Below are 19727 nucleotides of genomic sequence, written 5' to 3' on the forward strand. Positions count from 1 at the left end.
GCGATCCATCGATCCCGCTCATGGATGCCGCCGTTCCATCGGCAGCGGCCTCTGCCGGGCCGCTCCCGCGCTTTCTACGGTGATCACGTCCCGCCATCACCCGCCCCCTGGAGCAGCACCCGATGTCCCGTCCCACCGTCCACGCCGTCCACCTGGTGTCCCGCCCCGACGGCGCGCCCACCGCCGCGAACTTCGCCTTCGTCGACGAGACCGTCCCGGCCCTCGCAGCGGGCGAGGCCCTGGTCGAGAACCTCTACCAGTCCGTCGACCCGTACATGCGCGAGGAGATGGAGGAGGGCGGCTGGGAGCTGCACGCCCCGCTGGAGGGACGCACCCTCGGCCGGGTGGTGGAGTCCCGGGCCGACACCCTGCCGGTCGGGACGCTGGTCCAGCACCGCCAGGCGTGGCGCACCCACTCGGTGGTCACCGTGGAGCGGGCGAGCCGGCTGCCGGAGCTCACCGGTGTCCCGCTCAGCGCCCACCTGTCGGTACTCGGCGGCACCGGCCTGTCCGCCTGGGTGGCGCTGACCAGGATCGCCCGGCTCAGGGCCGGCGAGACGCTCTTCGTCTCGGCGGCCGCCGGCGGCGTCGGTACCGCCGCCGGACAGCTCGCCCGTCTGCTCGGCGCCGGCCGGATCGTCGGCAGCACCGGCTCCGCCGCCAAGGCCGCCCGGCTCGTCGAGCGGCTCGGCTTCGACGCCGCCTTCGACTACCACGACGGCCCGATCGCGGACCGCCTGCGCGAGGCCGCCCCCGAGGGGCTGCACGTCTACCTGGACAACGTCGGCGGCGACCACCTGGAGGCCGCCATCGGCGCCCTGCGCGAGCGCGGCCGGATCGCCTGGTGCGGCGCGGTCGCCCAGTACGACCGGCTCGGGGACCCGCCGGCCGCGCCGCGCAACCTCTTCGACGTGGTCGGGAAGAGCCTGCGGCTGGAGGGCTTCCTGGTCCGTGACCACCTCGACGCCCGGCCGGAGCTCCACGACTTCCTGGTCCCGCACCTGCGCTCGGGAGCCGTCGTCCCGGACGAGACGGTCGTGGACGGCTTCGAGCGGGTGGTGGACGCCTTCCTCGGCATGCTGCGCGGCGCCAACACCGGCAAGATGCTGGTCCGGATCGCCGACTGACCCGGCTCCGGCCGGCCCGCCGTGCTCACCCCGGCGGCGCTCACCCGGGCAGGACGGCCAGTTCGAGCGCGGCGAGCCGGGCCGGGTCGGCCACCACCTCGTAGCCGGCCACCCGTCCGTCGGCGACCGCCAGCCGCAGCACCAGCCGCAGCCGCCCGCCCGGGGCGATCAGGATGCCGGGCACCCCGTCCACCAGCGCCACCGCGCCGTAGCGGGCCCGGCGGCCGAAGACCGTGGTCTCCCGGGCGACGGTCCCGGCGCCCCGCGCCACCAGGGCGCGGCCGGGTCCCAGCGCCGCCGGATCGGCCCGGCGCACCACGTCCGGGGCCAGGACGGCCAGCAGCTCCGCCAGGTCCCCGCCCCGGGCGGCGGCCAGGAAGGCCTCCACCACCCGCCGGTGCCCGGCCAGCGGCTCCGGGGGCAGCGCGGCCGTCCCGCGGACCCGCTGCCGGGCCCGGCTGGCCAGCTTCTTGGCGGCGACCGGGGTCCGCCCGACGATCGGCGCGATCTGCTCGAAGGGCACCGCGAAGCCGTCGTGCAGCACGAAGGCGACCCGCTCGGCCGGGCCCAGCCGGTCCAGCACCACGAGCAGCGCCCGGCCCACCGACTCGACCAGCAGTGCCTCCCGCTCCGGCTCCGGGCCGTCACCGACCATGTCCGGCAGCGCCTCGCCGGTCGGTTCCTCCCGGCGCGCGGCGCGGGCCCGCAGCAGGTCCAGGCAGATCCGGGAGACCACCGTCGTCAGCCAGCCGGGCAGGTTGCCGATCTCCGCCGGATCGGCGCGGACCAGCCGCAGCCAGGCCTCCTGCACGGCGTCCTCGGCCTCGCCGGTCGAGCCGAGCATCCGCTGGGCGATCGCCCGCAGCCGCCCGCGCTCGGCCTCGAAGCGCTCGGCGAAGCGTCCGGCCTCGGAGTTCCCATCCTCGAAGCGTCCGGCCTCGGAACTCCCGGCCACGACGCTCCCGTCCACGACGCTCCCGTCCTCGCCGCGCTCCGCCGCCACCCGCCCTGCCGTCGCGGCCTCCGACCTCGCGTTCCGGTCCATCGGTCACCTTTCCTCGACGCGGCTCGTCACCGCTATGACGATCCGTCCCCCACCGAGGTGACCAGGAGACCCCCATGACCGCCGCCACGCTGCTCCACCTGGACTCCAGCATCAGCCCGTCCGGCTCGGTGAGCCGCGCCCTGACCGCCCGCTTCGCCGACGCCTGGCGCGCCCGGCACGGCGCCGCCGTCCGGCACCGGCACCGCGACCTGGCCGCCGATCCGGTGCCCCCGGTGGGCGCCGCCTTCGACGCCCTCGGCCGCCGCGTCGAGCGCAAGGGCATCCTCCCGCTGGACGACATCAGCCGCCTCGCCGAGGGTCCGGACGAGGTACGCGAGTGGGGGCGAAGCCGCCCGCTGATCGAGGAACTGCGGGCCGCCGACACCCTGCTGGTCGGCAGCCCGATGTACAACTACACCGTCTCGACCGGCCTGAAGGCGTGGATCGACCGGGTCACCTTCCCCGGCGTCCACCACGACCCGGAAACCGGCGAGCCGCTGCTGCGCGAGACCCGCGTGGTGGTCGTCGCGGTCCGCGGCGGCGGCTACGGGCCGGGCACGCCGCGCGCCCACTGCGACTTCCAGGTCCCGTACCTGCGGGCGTACTTCGACCGGATCGGGATCGCACCGGAGAACCTCCACGTGGTCACCGCCGAGCTCACCAGGGCCGCGGACATCCCGGCGCTGAACGCCCTCCGGCCGCTCGCCGCCGAGTCGCTGGCGGCCGCCGAGGCCGCCCTCGACGAGTTGGCCGCGACGCTCCGGCCCCGGCGGACTACAGCGGGGTGACGGCCTTGAGCACCACCAGCAGGGCGATGGCGGCGTTGAGCGCGCACAGCGCCGACGCCGCCGTACCGATCGCCGCGACCATCGCCGCCAGGCCCGCCGGGGTCTTGGCCGGCGGCCAGTTGCGGGAGGTCGGCACCGGGCCGAGCAGGGCGGCGACCCGCCGCGGCACCGGACCGGCCGTGCCGGCCGGGGTGGCGAAGGCCGCGAAGCCGGGCGCCGGGGCGGCGTGCGAGACCAGGGCCGCCCGGGCCACCGCCCGCGCGGTGATCCGGCGGTCCCCCACGGCCTGCGCCGAGTCCTCGTCCGCCCACCGCTCCGCGCTGTACGCCACCGCGTCCTGCAGGGGCCGCAGGAACGGGTTGACGCAGGCGGCGAGCTGGGTGGCCAGCAGGTACCGGTGGTGCCGGTGGCGCAGGTGCGCCCGCTCGTGCGCGAGCAGCGCCTCGCGTTCGTCGGCGGCCAGGCCGTCCAGCATCCCGGTGGAGACCACCACCCGGCCCGGCGAGCCGGGCAGCGCGTAGGCGTACGGGCTGCGGTCCGGCAGCACCGCGAGGTCACCGGACCCGCCCGGCCCGGCGGGCAGCCCGCTCAGCGCCCGCCGGGCCCGGGTCCGCACCCGCAGGTGGCGGACGACCGTCCGGGCGCAGGCGAAGCCCACCAGGGCCAGCAGCCACATCGCGGCCGTGCCGACCGTCTCGTGGTACGGCAGCGCGGCCCGCACCTCCGGGTCGGACCAGCTGTCCGGCAGCGGGTTGCCGGGGATCTGCGCGGTGCCCACCACGCCGATCAGGCCGAGGCAGAGCACGCTGCACACCGCCATCACGGCGCTGATCACGGTCATCAACCGGGCCGCGCCGCGCGGATGCAGGTGCTGCTCGGTCAGACGCGCGATCGGGACCGCGGTGAGCGGCAGGACGAGCGGGAGGAAGACGAAGAGGCCCACGGGTCAGCTCTCACGGTCGGGCGCTGCCGGATCGGCGGACGCGGCGTCCAGCAGCGCCCGGAGCAGTTCCTCGTCGTGCGGCAGCAGCGCGCTGACGAAACTGGCCAGGACGGCGTCCCGGTCCGCCTCCCCGTCGAGCATCCGGCGCATCCGCAGCGCGGCCAGCCCGGCGGCGTCCGAGGAGGCCTGCCACAGGTAGGAGCGGCCGGAGCGGGTCCGGGTCACGGCGTTCTTGGCGTGCAACCGGGACAGGATGGTCATCACCGTGGTGTACGCCAGGTCGCCGTCCAGGCGTTCCTGGACCCACCCCGCGGCCGCCGGGCCGGGCGCCTGCTGGAGCACCGCGAGCACCTGCGCCTCCAGCTCGCCCTGGCCGCGTCGCCGGGCCGGCGCGTCCCCGGTCGTCGGGGCGTGCCTCTGGTCTGCCATGACGGCCCACTCCCTCCGGATGCCGCGCCCGGACCGACGGGCGCGGGTTCATCCTAACGAGCACGGGACCGCGCCGACCCGGTCGGAGGCGAGGGTTCGGGGGCGTACGGCGCCCGAGGCGCCCGGGCCCTACCGACCGTGGCCCGCCATCCGCTCCAGGCGGGCGATGCGCTCGGCCATCGGCGGGTGGGTGGAGAAGAGCTTCGCGCCGGCCTCGCCGGGGCGGAAGGGGCTGGCGATCATCATGTGGCTCGCGGTCTGGAGCTGCGGCTCGGGCGGGAGCGGCAGCTGCCGGGTGCCGGCGTCGAGCTTCCGCAGGGCGCTCGCGAGGGCGAGCGGGTCGCCGGTGATCCGGGCGCCGTCGGCGTCGGCCTGGTACTCGCGGGAGCGGCTGACCGCCAGCTGGATCAGCCCGGCCGCGAGCGGGCCGAGGATCATGATGGCGAGCATCCCGAACAGCCCCGGGCCGTCGTCGTCCTCGCTGCGCCCGAACGGGATCAGCCAGGCGAAGTTCACCAGGAACATCACCACCGAGGCGAGCGCCCCGGCCACCGAGGAGATCAGGATGTCCCGGTTGTAGACGTGGCTGAGCTCGTGCCCGAGCACGCCCCGCAGTTCGCGTTCGTCCAGGATCCGCAGGATGCCCTCGGTGCAGCAGACCGCCGCGTTGCGCGGGTTGCGGCCGGTGGCGAAGGCGTTCGGGGCCGGGGTCGGGGAGATGTAGAGGCGGGGCATCGGCTGGCGGGCCGAGGTGGAGAGTTCACGGACGATCCGGTACAGCCCGGGTGCCTCGAACTCGCTGACCGGCCGGGCGCGCATGGCCCGCAGCGCGAGCTTGTCGCTGTTCCAGTAGGCGTAGGCGTTGGTCCCGAGGGCGACCAGGAGGGCGATCACGAAGCCGGTCCGGCCGAAGAGGCTGCCGATCACCAGGATCAGCGCCGAGAGGCCTCCGAGCAGGACGGCGGTCCTCAGTCCGTTGTGCCTGCTGTGCACGTCAGGCCCTCCAATGGTGCGGTGGGGAAGCCCTTTCTGCCTCGTCCCTCTTGCCCGGTCAACGGGTGGGGCCGGGGACCTTGTTCCCTTGTGACCGACGCGACACCGCCGGGCCGCGCCCCCGACACCGCCGGACCGCACCCCCGACGGCGCCCCGGGACCGCCCCGCGGCACCGCGGCCCGGTCCCGGCCGGGGCTCAGAACAGCGAGCCGCCCGCCACCTGGAGGACCAGCTGCGGCGCCACCGAGAGGACCACGGCCGCCGAGGCGGTCAGCCCCAGGGTCGCGGTGAGGCTCACCGGCAGGCGGTACCCGGCGGCGGCCTCCCCGAGGGGCGCGTCACCCGCCGGGGCGAACAGCCGGGCCGTCCACAGCAGGTAGTAGTACAGGGCGACGACCACGTTGACGGCCATCACCACGGCCAGCCAGCCCAGCCCGGCGTCGACCGCCGCGCGGAACACCACGACCTTGCCGAACAGGCCGACCACGCCCGGCGGCAGCCCGGCCAGGCAGAGCAGGAAGAAGGCGAGCGCCAGCGCCGTCCAGCGGTTGCGGGAGAACAGGCCGCGGAAGTCGTCCACGCTGGTCCCGGCGCGGCGGCCGACGGCGGCGACCACCCCGAAGGCGCCGAGGTTCACCACGCCGTAGATCAGCGCGTACGCGGCGGTGGCGCCGAGCGGATCGACGCCGGTGGGCGCGTAGCCGGCGGCGGCGAGCGGCACCAGCAGGTACCCGGCCTGGCCGACCGAGGACCAGGCGAGCAGCCGCACCGCGCTGTACCGGGTGTCGAAGCGCTGCCGCAGTGCGCCGACGTTGCCGACGGTCATGGTGACGGCGGCCAGCACGGCGAGCACCAGGCCCCAGGTGTGGGCGTACGGGCGGAACGCGACGGTGGTGGCGAGGGCGAGCCCGGACAGGCCGGCCGCCTTGCCGACCACCGAGAGGTAGCCGGCCACCGGCAGCGGGGCGCCGGTGTAGGTGTCGGGCACCCAGAAGTGGAACGGGACGGCGGCGACCTTGAAGGCGAAGCCGACCAGGGTCAGCACCGCGCCCGCCTCGGCCAGCGGCTTGAGCTGCCCGGGGGCGTGCTCCAGGCCCTGGGCGACGGCGCCGAGGTGCAGGCTGCCGCTCGCCGCGTAGACGAAGCCGACGCCGAGCAGCATCACGGCGGTCGCGGTCACCGAGGAGACGAAGAACTTGAGGGCGGCCTCCGCGCCCCGGCCGTCCCGGCGCAGCGCCACCAGGGCGAAGGCGGGCAGCGAGGCGACCTCCAGGGCGATCACCATGGTGGCGAGGTCCCGGGAGGCGGGCAGCAGGGCGGCGCCGGTGGCGCTGGAGAGCAGCAGGAACCAGTACTCGCCGCGCGGCAGCTTCTCGGTCTCCACCGTGTGTGCCGACAGCAGCGCCGCGATCAGCGCGCCGCCGAGGGCGAGCAGCTGGAACACCAGGGCGAAGTGGTCGGCGACGTACGAGCAACCGCCGTTGTCAGACCCACCTGCTACGTTCTGCACACAGAAGGTCGCTCGGGGTGATCCACCGGTGAGGGGAAGGAGCGCGATGAGGGCGAGGGCGAGTCCGGCCGCGGTGAGGCGGCCGAGCCACCGCTTGTGCCGCTCGGGCAGGAACAGGTCCGTGAGCAGCACGGCGAGGGCGGCCACGGCGGCGATCAGCGGGGGCGCGATCGCCACCCAGTCCACGGACTGGATCAGGCTGCCCGGGTTGGCTACGGCGAGGGAGGTCACAGTGTGCTGCCCCGTGGAGTGAGGTCCGAGTGCGGCGGTCTGGGCTGCGAGCACGGTCAGCCACCCCCGAGGAGGTGCTTGACGGCGGGATCGGAGAGGCCGAGCAGCAGCGCGGGCCAGAGGCCGGCGAGCAGGGTGAGCGCGGCCAGGGGCGTCCAGCTGACGGCCTCGTACGGGCGCAGGTCGGCGAGCTCGGCCACCGGTGCGGGCTGCTCGGGGTCCCCCATGCAGACGCGCTTGACCACGATCAGGAGGTACGCGGCGGTGAGGAGGGTGCCGAGGCCGGCCAGGACCATGTAGGTGACGAACGCGGGGCGCGACAGGCCGTCGGCCGGGTCGAACGCGCCGAACATGGCGAGCAGCTCGCCCCAGAAGCCGGCCAGGCCGGGCAGGCCGAGGCTGGCGACGGCGGCGAAGGCGAGCAGCACGCCGAGCCGCGGGGCCCGGCCGTACAGGGCGGCGCCGGTGGCGCCGGCGAGGGTGTCGAGGTCGGCGGTGCCGTAGCGGTCCTTGAGCGCGCCGACGACGAAGAACAGCAGACCGGTGATCAGACCGTGGGCGATGTTGGCGAACAGCGCGCCGTTGACGCCCACCGGGGTGAGGGAGGCGATACCGAGCAGCACGAAGCCCATGTGGCCGACGGAGGAGTACGCGATCAGGCGCTTGAGGTCGCCCTTGGCGCCGGAATCAGAGGGCGCGGAGCGCTTCGAAAGAAGGGTGGTGGTGGGCGACGGGAGGGCAAGCGCCAGGCAGGCCAGTGAGCCGTAGACGATGCCGACGGCCGCGAAGGCGCCCAGGTAGGGGGCCAGCGTGGCGGCGCCGTCCGGCACGACCGGGAGGAGGACGCGGACCAGGCCGTAGGTGCCCATCTTCAGCAGCACGCCGGCGAGCAGCACCGAGCCCACCGTCGGGGCGGCGGTGTGGGCGTCGGGCAGCCAGCTGTGCAGCGGCCAGGCCGGGGCCTTGACCGCGAGCCCGACCAGGATGGCCAGCGCGGCGATCACCTGGGTGGTGTGGCTCAGGCCGCTGCCGTGCGCGGCGGCCAGGGCCTGCATGTCGAAGGTGCCCGCCTTGCTGCCGATCAGCAGGAAGCCGAGCAGCATCACGGCCGAGCCGAGCAGCGTGTAGAGGATGAAGCGGTTGGCGGCCGGCACCTTCGCCCCGCTCCCCCAGCGGGCGATCAGGAAGTACATCGGGATCAGCACGATCTCGAAGGCCACGAAGAAGAGCAGGAGGTCCAGCACCGCGAAGGTGGCGAGCATGCCGACTTCGAGCAGCAGGAACAGCCCGACGAAGGCCTGCGCCGACGGGACGCCCTCCCCGTTCGGCAGCCTCTTCTCCGAGTACAGCGCGCAGAGGAAGGTGAGCAGCGCGGTCAGCACGACCAGCGGCAGCGAGACGCCGTCCACCCCGAGGTGGAGGCGCACGTGCAGGGCCGGGATCCAGGACACGTCGGTGGCGGCCTGCATCCGGGCGGGTTCGTCGTGGTCGAAGCCGGCCGCGAGGGCGACGGTGAGCAGGAACACCGCGCCGGTGACGACGGTGTTCAGCCGCAGTGCCCGCCGGTCGGCCACGGCCCGGTCCCGCCCGAACACCGGCGCCAGGGTGAGTGCGGCACCGAGCAGCGGCAGCACCAGGAGGGCGATGAGGACTGCGTTCATCGGGGGCTCCCAGCAGCGGTCGAGGGGACGGAGGTGGAGGACAGCAGCACCGGCTACACCGCCACCAGGACGGTCAGCAGGACGACGGCGGCCAGCAGGGCGCTGAGGTACGTCTGGGCGTTGCCGGTCTGCGCGAGCCGGACGGCCCGGCCGAGCAGGTTGGCGCCCACCGCACTGCCGCGCACGTAGGTCTCGACGACCTCACGGTCGAGGAAGCGGACCAGCTTGGCGGCGGCGCCCACCGGGCGGACGAACAGCGCGTGGTACAGCCGGTCGACGCCGAAGCCGTGCCGGGCCGGGCCGAACAGCGGGCCGAGCAGGGTGCGCCCGGGGTCGGCGACGATCACCTCGGCGGCCGGGGCGGCGCCCTGCTCGGGTACCCGGCCGGTGACGGCCGGGGCCGGGCGGCCGGTGCCCAGTCGGGCGGTCGCCGAACGCCAGGCGCCGTACGCGGCGAGCGCGCCGACGACGGCGAGCCCGGTCCCGGTGACGGCGGTGACGGCGGAGGGCCGCAGCGAGCCGCCGTCCAGCAGCGCGGGCAGCCAGTCCGAGCGCAGGCCGGCGATGCCGAAGCCCATGGTCGGCACGGCCAGCACCCACAGCGGCCAGCGCATCGCAGGCGGCTCGGCGGCGGCCGGGTCGGCCTCGTCGAGCTCGGGCGAGTACGGCGCGTCGGCCTCGTGCTCGGCCGCGACGGTGCCCCGGTCGGCGGCGGACAGCACCCGCGGGGCGGCCGCGACGGCCCCGGCCGGGCTGTGGAACGCGACCAGGAAGAGCCTGGCCGCGTACGCGGCGGTGAGCAGCGCGGTGAGCCCGGCGGAGATCAGCACGATCCACCCGGCAGCCTGCGGCACCGCCGAGGCCGGGCCGAGCCCGTTGGTCAGCGCTTCGCCCTTGGCGGCGTGCTCGGCGGCGGTCAGCACCGCCTCCTTGCTGAAGAAGCCGGAGAACGGCGGCAGCCCGACCAGGGCGACCAGCGCGATGCCCATCGTCCAGTAGGCGTCCGGCACCCGTTTGCGCAGCCCCGGGATGCGGGACATCGCGGAGATCGAGTTGGTGTGCGCGGCGTGGATCACCACACCGGCGGCCAGGAAGAGCAGCGCCTTGAACGCGCCGTGGCTGACCAGGTGGAAGACCGAGGCCTCGCGGTCCCCGGTGGCCAGCGCGCCGGCCATGTAGCCGAGCTGGCCGACGGTGGAGTAGGCGAGCACCCGCTTGAGGTCGTCCTGGGCGAGCGCGCAGAGCGCCGAGCCGATCATCGTCACGGCGGCCATCACCGCGAGCACGACCAGCGCCGCACCCGACAGCAGGAACACCGGCAGCAGCCGGGCGACCAGGTAGATGCCGGCCGCGACCATGGTGGCGGCGTGGATCAGCGCGGAGACCGGGGTCGGGCCGGCCATCGCGTCCGGGAGCCAGGTGTGCAGCGGGAACTGCGCGCTCTTGCCGGCCACGCCGGCGAGCAGCAGCAGAGCGGTCAGCGTGGGGTGCCCGAGCCGGCCCTCCGTCGCGGCCGCCAGCACGTCCGGGACGCGGAAGCTGCCGGCGTCCGCGCCGAGCAGGAAGATCCCGAACAGGAACGGCACGTCACCGAGCTTGGTGACCAGGAAGGCCTTCAGCGAGGCCGAGCGGGCGTCCGCGGTCTCCCAGTGGTGGCCGATCAGGAAGTACGAGCACAGGCCCATGACCTCCCAGCCGACCAGCAGCACGATCAGGTCGCCCGAGTAGACCACCAGGAACATCGCCGCGGTGAACAGCGAGACCAGCGCCGCGTACGAGGGGTAGCGCGGGTCCTTCTTGAGGTACGCGGTCGAGTAGACCTGGACGCAGGTGGCGACCAGGCCGACCAGCACCGAGATCAGCGAGCTGAAGCCGTCCAGGTGGAGCGCGAGCGCGATGTCCGGGCCGCCGGTCGGGGTGAGCCGGGTGGCGGCGTCCAGCGTCTGGCCGGTGCCGAGCTGGAGGGCGACCACCAGAGCGAGCACCGCGGAGACGGCGACCGGGACGATCGCCAGCGGCCGGGCCAGCCCGGGCGCCTTCTTGCCGACGGCCAGGGTCGCGGCGGCGCCGAGCGCGGGCAGCGCCGGGACGAGTACGGGCAGGGCGAGGTTCATGCGGCGGCCTGGCCCTTCAGTGCCTCGGCTCCGACCGGCGCCTCGGCGTCGACCGGCGTCTCCTCGACGGCGAGCGCCTCGGCCGGGTCGCCGAGCGCGGTGGCCCGGTCGATGTCCGCGGTGCCCCGGGCCCGGAACAGCAGCAGGACGATGGCGAGCCCCAGCCCGATCTCGGCGGCGGCGACGGTGATGGTGAACAGGGTGAGCGCCTGCCCGGCGTGCAGCGAGTCCCGCAGCCAGGCGTCGAAGGCGACCAGGTTGAGGTTGACGGCGTTGAGCATCAGCTCGACGGACATCAGCACCAGGACGGCGTTGCGCCGGGCGAGCACGCCGTACACGCCGACGCTGAACAGCAGCGCGGCGAGGACGGCGGGGTAGGCGAGGTGCATCAGCCCTCCTGCTCAGAGGTCGACGGCTCGGCGGTCGGCTGCTCGGCGGTCGACGGCTCGGCGGCCGCCGGAACCGGCTTCGGCGCCGTCGCGGCGACCGTCCCGTTGGACCCGACCGGCCGCCCGGCACGCAGCTTGCCCGCCCGGGGCGCCGGCACCCGCCGCTTGGCGCCGCAGGACAGCACGATCGCGCCGACCAGCGCCGCCAGCAGCAGCACGGACAGCGCCTCGAAGGGCAGCACCCAGTGCCGGAACAGGCTGGCCCCGGTGACGGCGGCCGAGCCGCCGCCCTGGCCGAGGTCGATCCAGGAGGTCCGGAAGGCGTCGACCACCAGCGTGACCAGCGTCCCGGCCGAGGCCAGTGCCACGACCAGCGCCACCCAGCGGTTCTTGGAGTCGGCGTCCGGCGAGCGCCCGATCGGCGCCTTGGTGAGCATCAGCCCGAACAGCACCAGGACGACCACCGAGCCGAGGTAGATCAGCACCTGCACCCAGGCGATGAACTCGGCCGTGAGCAGCAGGAACTCCACCGCCAGCCCGCCGAGCGCGACCACCAGCCAGAGCGCGGCGTGCACCAGCTGCCTGGTGGTCACCGAGACCACGGCCGAGCCGAGCACGGCGATGCCGACCAGCAGGAAGACGATCTCCTGGCCGGTCGGGGACAGGAACGAACGGGCGGCCGGCTCCAGGGAGCCGGTCGCCGCGAGAAGCGTGGTGGCACCGATCACGCGTCGTCACCCTTCTCCTCGGTAGCCGCTGCCGCGGCAGCGGCAGCGGCAGCGGCCGCCAGCTTGTCCGCCGCCTTGCGCGCGGTGGCGATCTCCTTGGGCTCCTCGGCCGCCGGGTCCAGCGCCGGCGGCGCGGGGACGGTCCACATCCACTCGCGGAGCTTCTCCCGCTCGTGGGTCAGCTCGTGGATGTCGGTCTCCGCGTACTCGAACTCCGGCGACCAGAACAGCGCGTCGAACGGGCAGACCTCGATGCAGATCCCGCAGTACATGCAGAGCGAGAAGTCGATGGCGAACCGGTCCAGCACGTTGCGGGTGCGGGCCCGGGCGTTCGGCTCGGCGGCCGGCAGCGTCTCCTTGTGGGAGTCGATGTAGATGCACCAGTCCGGGCACTCGCGCGCGCAGAGCATGCAGACCGTGCAGTTCTCCTCCAGCAGCGCGATGACGCCGCGCGAACGCGGCGGCAGCACCGGCTGCACGTCGGGGTACTGCGCGGTGACGCTCTTCCTCGTCATCGTCCGCAGCGTCACGGCCAGGCCCTTCGCGAGCCCGACACCGGGAAAACTCATGCGCCCACCTCGCTACGCTCGGCAGGGGCATTCGCCCATACGCACCTTACGATGATTCGCTCGCTTCGCTCGCTCATGAGATCGCCACCTTGATGATGCCGGTGAGGGCCAGCTGGACCAGCGCGAGCGGGATCAGCACCGTCCACGCGAAGCGCATCAGCTGGTCCTCGCGCAGACGCGGGTAGGTGACCCGCAGCCAGATGACCACGAAGGCCAGCGCGAAGGTCTTGAGGATCATCCAGAGCCAGCCGAGCTGGTCCGGCAGCGGTCCGTGCCAGCCGCCCAGGAAGAGCACCGCGGTCAGCGCGGACACCACCAGGATGCCCACGTACTCGGACAGCAGGAACAGGGCGAACCGCAGGCCGGTGTACTCGGTGTACGCGCCGAAGATGATCTCCGAGTCGGCGATCGGCATGTCGAACGGCGGCCGCTGGAGTTCGGCCAGACCGGCCGTGAAGAAGACGAACGCGCCGATGATCTGCCAGGGCAGCCAGTACCACTCCCAGGCGTCCACGATCCCGGGCAGCGACAGCGTGCCGGCGGCCATCGCCACCGAGGCCGCCGCCAGCACCATCGGCAGCTCGTACGACATCAGCTGGGCGGCCGTGCGCAGCGCGCCGAGCAGCGAGAACTTGTTCGCCGAGGCCCAGCCGGCCATCAGCTTGCCGATCACGCCGACGCCCATCACGGCCAGCACGAAGAACAGGCCGGCGTCGACCGCCTGGCCGACGAAGCCGTTCGGGCCGACCGGGATCGCCAGCAGCACGAAGAGGTACGGCAGCAGCGAGACGGCGGGAGCCAGCTGGAAGATCCGGCGGTCCGCCCCGGCCGGGACGATGTCCTCCTTCTGCGCGAACTTCACGCCGTCGGCGACGAGCTGCGCCCAGCCGTGGAAGCCGCCCGCGTACATCGGGCCGAGCCGGCCCTGCATGTGCGCCATGACCTTGTGCTCGGTCTGGCCGATCACCAGCGGGAAGACCAGGAAGACGACGAGGGTGGCGACGCAGCGCAGCACCGTGTCGAGCAGGTTCACGCGCCGTCTCCGTCCTGGTCGGCCGCTCCGGCCGAGGTCTCGTCCTGCTGCCCGGCCTGCTCGCCCGACGGCTTCTCCTCGGACGGCTTCCCGTCCGAAGGCTTCTCGTCGTGGGCGGGCACCGGGTTGTGCCAGGGCGCGTCCGCGGACCGGGGCGCGTCGGAGGACCGGGGCCGTACCGGAGCCGCGGGCTCGGCCGTCGGCTCGGCGGCCGGCTGGTCGGTCCCCTGGCCCGCCGCCTGGCTGGCCGATCCCTCGGACACCGACCTGGTCCGCCGCGGCCGGTCCGCCCGCACCGGCGGGGCGCCCTCGGCCGGAACCGCCGCAGGGGCCTCGGCGGCCGCCTGGCTCGCCGACCCCTCCGACACCGACCTGGTCCGCCGCGGCCGGTCCGCCCGCACCGGCGGGGCGCCCTCGGCGGCGGCACCGGCAGCACCGGCAGCGGCACCGGCAGCACCGGCACCCGCGGCCGCCCGGGGCGTCCGCGCCGCCGCACCCGCCGCCCGCGCACCGCGCGCGGGCCGCTCGGCGACCGGCGGCAGGGTGCCCTTGAGCGGCCCCCACTCGTTCGGGTCCGGCACACCGGCCGGCTGCATCTTGCGCCGGGCCGGCCCGCCGCCGTGGTCGGACTCGCCCGGCTCCTTGGCGCCCGGCCAGTCCTTGGCGACCCGGGCCGCGAGCACGAACTCCTTGCGCAGCGGGTGCCCCTCGAAGCCGTCCGGCAGCAGCAGGGTGACCAGGTGGGGGTGCCCTGGGAAGTCGATGCCGAACATCTCGTGGGTCTCGCGCTCGTGCCAGGCGGCACCCGCGTACACCCCGACGGCGGTCGGCAGCGCCGCCCCGTCGCGCGGCAGCCGGGTGCGCAGCGCGAGGTGCCGCACGCCAGGAGCCTCGACGGCGGCCAGGTGCGCGACCACGCAGAAGCCGTCGGCGAGCTCGTCGACGGCGCTCAGCCAGTCGAAGAAGCCCAGGCCCAGGACGTCGCGGGCGTTGGTGAGCGCCTCGATCCAGTGCTCGGCCGGGACGTCGACGGTGGTCAGCCCGTACGCCTCGGCGCCGGTCGCCCACTCCCCGACCGACGCCGCGTACTGCTCGGCGGAAGTCACGAGGCCCCTCCCTCGGTCGAAGGGCCGGCGCCCGCGGTCGGAGTGCCGGCCCCGGAACCGGCCTGCGGCCCGGCCACCAGCGGGCGGCGCAGCGCCGCCGCGGGCGTGGTGTAGCGGTCCGGCAGGGACTCGGCGGCGATCTTCTCCTGGAGCTTGAGGATGCCCTGGAGCAGCGCCTCCGGCCGCGGCGGGCAGCCGGGCACGTAGACGTCCACCGGGATGATCTGGTCCACGCCCTTGGTGACCGAGTACGAGTCCCAGTAGGGGCCGCCGGAGTTGGAGCAGGCGCCGAAGGAGATGACGTACTTCGGCTCGGGCATCTGCTCGTAGAGGCGCTTGACGGCGGGCGCCATCTTGTCGGTGACGGTCCCGGAGACGATCATCAGATCAGCCTGACGGGGGCCGGGTGCAAACGGGATGACACCCATCCGGATGAAGTCGTGCTTGGCCATGGACGCGGCGATGAACTCGATCGCGCAGCAGGCCAGCCCGAAGTTGAAGCACCAGAGGCTGTAGCGGCGCCCCCAGTTGAGCACCACCTTGACCGGGTCCGGCGCGAGCCGGGCCAGCGGGCCTATGCCGCGGCGCTCGACGGCGCCGGGGCGCGCCGGGTCCGGCAGACCGAGCGGGACGGGACCGCCCTGCGCGCCGCCGTGGGAGTGGGAGTGCGTCACGTCCATTCCAGAACACCCTTCTTCCAGGCGTACAGCAGCCCGACCGCGAGGAAGCCGATGAACAGGAACATCTCGATCAGCGTTCCGGCGCCGTACCCGGCGGAGGCGAAGACCGTCGCCCAGGGGAACAGGTAGATCGCGTCCACCGCGAAGATCACGTACAGGAAGGCGTACACGTAGTAGCGGATCTGGGTGTGCGCCCAGTCCTCGCCCACCGGGTCCACCCCGCACTCGTAGGCGAGGAGCTTCTCGGGCGAGTACACCACGGGTCGCAGCAGCCGGTTGGCGGTGAACGCCACGGCGACGAAGAGCACCCCGACGACGGCCAGCAGGCCCATCGCGGCGTACGCGTCGAAGTAGCCGCTGCCGACCGCCGGGTCGGCCGCGACGGCAGCCGCGTGCTTCCCCTCCATGCCTTCGCCTCCACCTCGGCCGTGAATCCGCCCTCAGGACAGTTCTACGACGTTTGCTCTCACGGACCCAACCATGGCCAAAGCGTGAGTCTAAGGGGACCGCCGCGCTCCGCCCGAACCCTGCCCGCTTGGCAAGACGACCGCTGGACACCCCGGCGGACCTCCGGCACCCCCGCCCGGGGTGGGGTTAACCCCCGGCCGGGAAGATGTATCACCCCCATGGCCTCCGCCGCCCGGCGTTCGGGAAGCTTGGTCCACCCGCACGACGAAGAGGGACGGTAGATCCGGATGAAGCCGCTGCACCGCGCCGTGGACGCCATCAAGGAGCAGGACGCTCGGATGGAGCGCCCGCCGCTGTACGGCACGAGGATGTGGCACCAGGTCGGCCGGCTGCTGCTGAACCTGCCGCTCGGCATCTTCGGCTTCGTGCTGGCGGTGACCACCCTGTCGGTCGGCCTGGGGCTGTCGATCACCGTGATCGGCCTGCCGCTGCTGGCCGGCGGCCTGGCCGTCTCCCGCTCCCTGGGCGCGTTGGGCCGGCAGCGGGCCCGGGTGGCGTACGGCTCCGGGATCGACGAGCCGGAGCCGGTGAAGCCGCGCCGCCCGGGGATGGTCGGTTACACCATCGCCCAGCTCACCGACCTGCTGAACTGGCGCTCGGCGCTCTACAACGTGCTGATGCTGCCGTGGGGCGTGCTCAGCTTCGCGCTGACCCTGGTCTCGGTGATCGCGCTCTGGCCGGTGCTGCCCTGGGTGGTCCGCGGGCTGGCGGCGGTCGACCGCATCCTGATCGAGTCGCTGCTCTTCCCGGGCGCCCTGGCCGAGCGGGTGCGCGAGCTGGAGGACGACCGCGGCACCGTGGTCGACACCGCCGCCGCCGACCTGCGCCGGATCGAGCGCGACCTGCACGACGGCGCCCAGGCCCGGCTGGTCGCGCTGGCGATGGACCTCGGCATGGCCAAGGAGCGGCTGCGCGAGGTGGAGAGCGAGGACGACATGGCGGCCGCCACCAGGATGGTCGACAACGCCCACGGCGAGGTGAAGCTGGCCCTCCAGGAGCTGCGCGACCTGGCCCGCGGCATCCACCCGGCGGTGCTCACCGACCGCGGCCTGGACGCCGCGCTGTCCTCGGTCGCCGCCCGCTGCACCGTCCCCGGCGGGGTCCGGGTGAACGTCGACCTGACCGGCGCGGACGGGCAGCCCGAGCGCCCGGACTCGGCGGTCGAGGGCATCGCCTACTTCACCGTCAGCGAGCTGCTGACCAACGTCTCCAAGCACGCCGGCGCCCGCTCCGCCTCGGTCGAGGTCTGGCGCTCGGACGACCAGCTGATGGTGCTGGTCCAGGACGACGGCAAGGGCGGCGCGGCCCCCTACCCGGGCAGCGGACTGGCAGGACTGGCCGAGCGGATCCGCGCGGTGGACGGGGTCTTCCTGGTGGAGAGCCCGGAGGGCGGGCCGACCACCGCCACCGTCGAGCTCCCCTGGCGCACCCGCACCGCCCGCCGCTGACCGCCCCTCCCCCGGAACACGGCAAGGCGCCGGGACCCCGTCGTGGCAGAGACGGGGTCCCGGCGCCGGTCCGGTACGGCACCCGGCCCGCTGAACCCTTGCGCGGCGTGCGGCCCGGCGTCCCCGCACCGGGGCTCAGGGCGAGGTCTGGGCGGGTGCCAGTTCGCCGAGGGTGACGTCGGCGGTCCTGGTCTCGCCGTTCCGGATGTACGTGACGGTGGTCTTGCTGCCCGGGCTGAGCGCGGCGAGCGCGGTGGTGAGCGCGTTCAGCGAGTCCACCTGGGTGTCGCCGATCTTGGTGATGACGTCCCCGACCTGGAGCCCCGCCGAGGCGGCCGCGCCGCCCGGGGTGACCGCCACGATGACCGCGCCGGTGGGCTGGAACTGCTGGTTGAAGCTGGTCCGGGCGGTGATGCCGAGCGCGGCCCGGCCGGAGTTGGTGACCTTGCCCTGCTTGATCAGCTGGTCGGCGATGTTGGTGATGGTGCTCGCCGGGATGGCGAAGCCGATGCCGGGGGCGGCCGCGCCGTTGGTCTGCGGCTCGGTCGCGGCGAGCGTGTTGATCCCGATCACCTTGCTGTCCAGGTCGGCCAGCGCGCCGCCGCTGTTGCCCGGGTTGATCGCCGCCGAGGTCTGCACCATGTTGCTGATCGTGGAGCCTGGCGACCCCGGCCCCTGCGGCTCGGAGACGGTCCGCCCGATGGCCGAGACGATGCCCTGGGTGACGCTGCTGGACAGGCCCAGCGGGCTGCCCATGGCGAGGGTGATCTGGCCGATCTGGACCTTGCTCGAATCGCCGAAGCTGGCCGGTTTGAGACCGCTCGGCGGGTTCTTCAGCCGGATCACCGCGAGGTCGGAGTCGGGGTAGCTGGCGACCAGGCCGGCGTCCAGCGCCGTGGTGCTGTTGGCGAGGGTCACCGTGAAGCCGGTCGCGGTGCCGACCACGTGGGCGTTGGTGACGATGTCGCCCTTGTCGTCGTAGACGATCCCGGACCCGAGGCTGTCGCCGGTGGTGATCTGCACCACGGAGGGCAGCACGTTGGCGATCACCGCCTGGTAGGCCTCCTGCAACTGGATCCCGCCGTTCGTCGAGGCGGTCTGCGGGGAGCCGGTGGCCGGGGGCGAGGCGGTGGCCGGGGGCGAGGCGGTGGCGGCGAGGGTGGACGAGGAGGACGAGCCGCTGCTGCACCCGGCCGGCGCCAGCACGGCCACCAGCGCCACCGCGACGACCCCCGGCAGCCGCCGGCCCCGCGCCCACGGCCCGATCGACCGCGGTCCGGCGGGCACGGGGCTGGCGTGTTCCTTGTGACGGCGCACCTGGCTGCCTCCGATTCGTCACCGCGCCGAGCGGGCGCAGTCATGAACGCACGGAAATCCTTGTCAGCTTTTCACCGTTTTGTCCGCTTTGTTGCCCCGACTCGCCCGAACGTGGCGATCGAATCCGAGCGCCTAGGATTCGGGCCATGACTTGGTTGATCACCGGCGGTGCCGGATACATCGGCGGACACGTCGTCCGACAGCTGCTCGACGCCGGGGAGCGCGTCGCGGTCCTGGACGACCTCAGCACCGGCGACGCCTCCCGGCTCCCGGCCGGCGTCCCCCTGATCGAGGGCTCCACCCTGGACCGCGCCGCCCTGGACGCCGCGATCCGCGAGCACGGCGTCGAGGGCATCCTGCACTTCGCCGCCAAGAAGCAGGTCGGCGAGTCCGTCGAGCAGCCGTTCCTGTACTACCGCGAGAACATGATCGGCCTCCAGACCGTCCTGGAGGCCGCCGCCGAGGGCGGGGTGAAGCGTTTCCTCTTCTCCTCCTCCGCCGCGGTCTACGGCATGCCGGACGTCGACCTGGTCACCGAGTCCACGCCCTGCGCCCCGATGAGCCCGTACGGCGAGACCAAGCTGGCCGGCGAGTGGCTGGTCGCCGCGGCCGGCAAGGCCCACGGCATGTCCACCGTGGCCCTGCGCTACTTCAACGTGGCCGGCGCCGCCTCCCCCGAGCTCTCCGACGCCGGGGTGTTCAACCTGATCCCGATGGTCTTCGAGCGGCTCACCGCCGGCGAGGCCCCGCGGATCTTCGGCGACGACTACCGGACCCCGGACGGCACCTGCGTCCGCGACTTCATCCACGTCTCCGACATCGCCTCGGCGCACGTGGCGGCCGCCAAGCGGATGGCCGCCGACCCGGCCGGCGCGACCTCCCTGGTGCTGAACATCGGCCGCGGCGAGGGCGTCAGCGTCAAGGAGATGCTGGCGGTGATCGGCAAGGTCACCGGCTACGACACCGCCGCCGAGGTGACCCCGCGCCGCCCCGGCGACCCGGCCCGGGTGGTGGCCTCCGCCGACCTGATCCACCGCGAGCTGGGCTGGACCGCCCGTCACGACGTGACGGAGATGGTCTCCTCCGCGTGGGACGGCTGGTGCAGCCGCCACCCCGGGGCCCGCAAGGCCTGATCCGGCCCGACCCG

At 74.0% G+C, this 19727-nt stretch carries 19 protein-coding genes; 4 read left to right on the forward strand and 15 right to left on the reverse strand.

What is annotated here, in order from left to right; genetic code table 11:
• The first annotated feature begins 122 nt into the window (after positions 1-122).
• Positions 123-1127 (forward strand): NADP-dependent oxidoreductase, encoded by a 1005-nt coding sequence (locus tag ACGF13_RS01325; protein WP_392867537.1) that lies wholly within the window; start codon positions 123-125, stop codon positions 1125-1127.
• A 40-nt stretch (positions 1128-1167) separates the two neighbouring features.
• Here ACGF13_RS01325 and ACGF13_RS01330 read toward each other — a convergent pair whose 3' ends face one another.
• Positions 1168-2172: a sigma-70 family RNA polymerase sigma factor gene (locus ACGF13_RS01330; RefSeq protein WP_392867539.1), complete on the reverse strand. Its 1005-nt coding sequence runs from the start codon at positions 2170-2172 to the stop codon at positions 1168-1170.
• Positions 2173-2246: 74 nt separating this feature from the next.
• Between ACGF13_RS01330 and ACGF13_RS01335 the strand changes: the two genes are divergently transcribed.
• Entirely contained in the window at positions 2247-2960 is a 714-nt protein-coding gene (locus ACGF13_RS01335; RefSeq protein WP_392867542.1) for an NAD(P)H-dependent oxidoreductase, read from the forward strand.
• Here ACGF13_RS01335 and ACGF13_RS01340 read toward each other — a convergent pair.
• From ACGF13_RS01340 to ACGF13_RS01400, 13 genes are all read right to left on the reverse strand, one after another.
• Positions 2947-3903, reverse strand: coding sequence for a M48 family metalloprotease (locus ACGF13_RS01340; protein ID WP_392867544.1), 957 nt, complete (start codon positions 3901-3903; stop codon positions 2947-2949). The genes ACGF13_RS01335 and ACGF13_RS01340 overlap by 14 nt on opposite strands.
• A 3-nt stretch (positions 3904-3906) precedes the next feature.
• Positions 3907-4332 carry a BlaI/MecI/CopY family transcriptional regulator gene (locus tag ACGF13_RS01345; RefSeq protein ID WP_392867547.1) on the reverse strand — a complete coding sequence of 142 codons (426 nt, stop codon included), beginning with the start codon at positions 4330-4332 and terminating at the stop codon, positions 3907-3909.
• Positions 4333-4461: 129 nt separating this feature from the next.
• Entirely contained in the window at positions 4462-5325 is an 864-nt protein-coding gene (gene htpX, locus ACGF13_RS01350; protein ID WP_392867550.1) for a zinc metalloprotease HtpX, read from the reverse strand.
• A 197-nt stretch (positions 5326-5522) separates the two neighbouring features.
• Positions 5523-7067, reverse strand: a complete 1545-nt coding sequence (locus ACGF13_RS01355) for an NADH-quinone oxidoreductase subunit N (RefSeq protein WP_392867552.1) — start codon at positions 7065-7067, stop codon at positions 5523-5525.
• A gap of 56 nt (positions 7068-7123) precedes the next feature.
• Positions 7124-8728: a NuoM family protein gene (locus ACGF13_RS01360; RefSeq protein WP_392867555.1), complete on the reverse strand. Its 1605-nt coding sequence runs from the start codon at positions 8726-8728 to the stop codon at positions 7124-7126.
• 53 nt (positions 8729-8781) lie between these two features.
• On the reverse strand, positions 8782-10842 hold the full coding sequence (locus ACGF13_RS01365) for an NADH-quinone oxidoreductase subunit L (RefSeq protein WP_392867558.1): 2061 nt from the start codon (positions 10840-10842) through the stop codon (positions 8782-8784).
• Positions 10839-11231: an NADH-quinone oxidoreductase subunit NuoK gene (nuoK, locus tag ACGF13_RS01370; protein ID WP_392867561.1), complete on the reverse strand. Its 393-nt coding sequence runs from the start codon at positions 11229-11231 to the stop codon at positions 10839-10841. The genes ACGF13_RS01365 and nuoK overlap by 4 nt, the downstream gene beginning before the upstream one ends.
• Positions 11231-11959 carry an NADH-quinone oxidoreductase subunit J gene (locus ACGF13_RS01375; RefSeq protein ID WP_392867564.1) on the reverse strand — a complete coding sequence of 243 codons (729 nt, stop codon included), beginning with the start codon at positions 11957-11959 and terminating at the stop codon, positions 11231-11233. The genes nuoK and ACGF13_RS01375 overlap by 1 nt, the downstream gene beginning before the upstream one ends.
• Entirely contained in the window at positions 11956-12528 is a 573-nt protein-coding gene (locus ACGF13_RS01380; protein WP_392867566.1) for a NuoI/complex I 23 kDa subunit family protein, read from the reverse strand. Before ACGF13_RS01380 ends, ACGF13_RS01375 begins: the two co-directional genes overlap by 4 nt.
• 73 nt (positions 12529-12601) lie before the next feature.
• Positions 12602-13561, reverse strand: coding sequence for an NADH-quinone oxidoreductase subunit NuoH (gene nuoH, locus ACGF13_RS01385; RefSeq protein ID WP_392867568.1), 960 nt, complete (start codon positions 13559-13561; stop codon positions 12602-12604).
• Complete coding sequence (locus tag ACGF13_RS01390) at positions 13558-14667, reverse strand: NADH-quinone oxidoreductase subunit C (RefSeq protein WP_392867571.1); 1110 nt, start codon at positions 14665-14667, stop codon at positions 13558-13560. The genes nuoH and ACGF13_RS01390 overlap by 4 nt, the downstream gene beginning before the upstream one ends.
• Complete coding sequence (locus ACGF13_RS01395; protein ID WP_392867573.1) at positions 14664-15347, reverse strand: NADH-quinone oxidoreductase subunit B; 684 nt, start codon at positions 15345-15347, stop codon at positions 14664-14666. The genes ACGF13_RS01390 and ACGF13_RS01395 overlap by 4 nt, the downstream gene beginning before the upstream one ends.
• Complete coding sequence (locus ACGF13_RS01400) at positions 15338-15754, reverse strand: NADH-quinone oxidoreductase subunit A (RefSeq protein ID WP_392867575.1); 417 nt, start codon at positions 15752-15754, stop codon at positions 15338-15340. The genes ACGF13_RS01395 and ACGF13_RS01400 overlap by 10 nt, the downstream gene beginning before the upstream one ends.
• A gap of 339 nt (positions 15755-16093) precedes the next feature.
• On the opposite strand from ACGF13_RS01400, the gene ACGF13_RS01405 reads away from it, so the two are divergent.
• Positions 16094-17263, forward strand: coding sequence for a sensor histidine kinase (locus tag ACGF13_RS01405; protein WP_392868753.1), 1170 nt, complete (start codon positions 16094-16096; stop codon positions 17261-17263).
• A gap of 135 nt (positions 17264-17398) precedes the next feature.
• Here ACGF13_RS01405 and ACGF13_RS01410 read toward each other — a convergent pair whose 3' ends face one another.
• Positions 17399-18550, reverse strand: coding sequence for a S1C family serine protease (locus ACGF13_RS01410; RefSeq protein ID WP_392867578.1), 1152 nt, complete (start codon positions 18548-18550; stop codon positions 17399-17401).
• A 176-nt stretch (positions 18551-18726) separates the two neighbouring features.
• Between ACGF13_RS01410 and galE the strand changes: the two genes are divergently transcribed.
• On the forward strand, positions 18727-19713 hold the full coding sequence (galE, locus tag ACGF13_RS01415) for a UDP-glucose 4-epimerase GalE (protein ID WP_392867581.1): 987 nt from the start codon (positions 18727-18729) through the stop codon (positions 19711-19713).
• Positions 19714-19727: the final 14 nt, after the last annotated feature.

The organism is Kitasatospora sp. NPDC048286 (genome assembly GCF_043201735.1).
In the GTDB taxonomy this organism is placed as follows: domain Bacteria; phylum Actinomycetota; class Actinomycetes; order Streptomycetales; family Streptomycetaceae; genus Kitasatospora.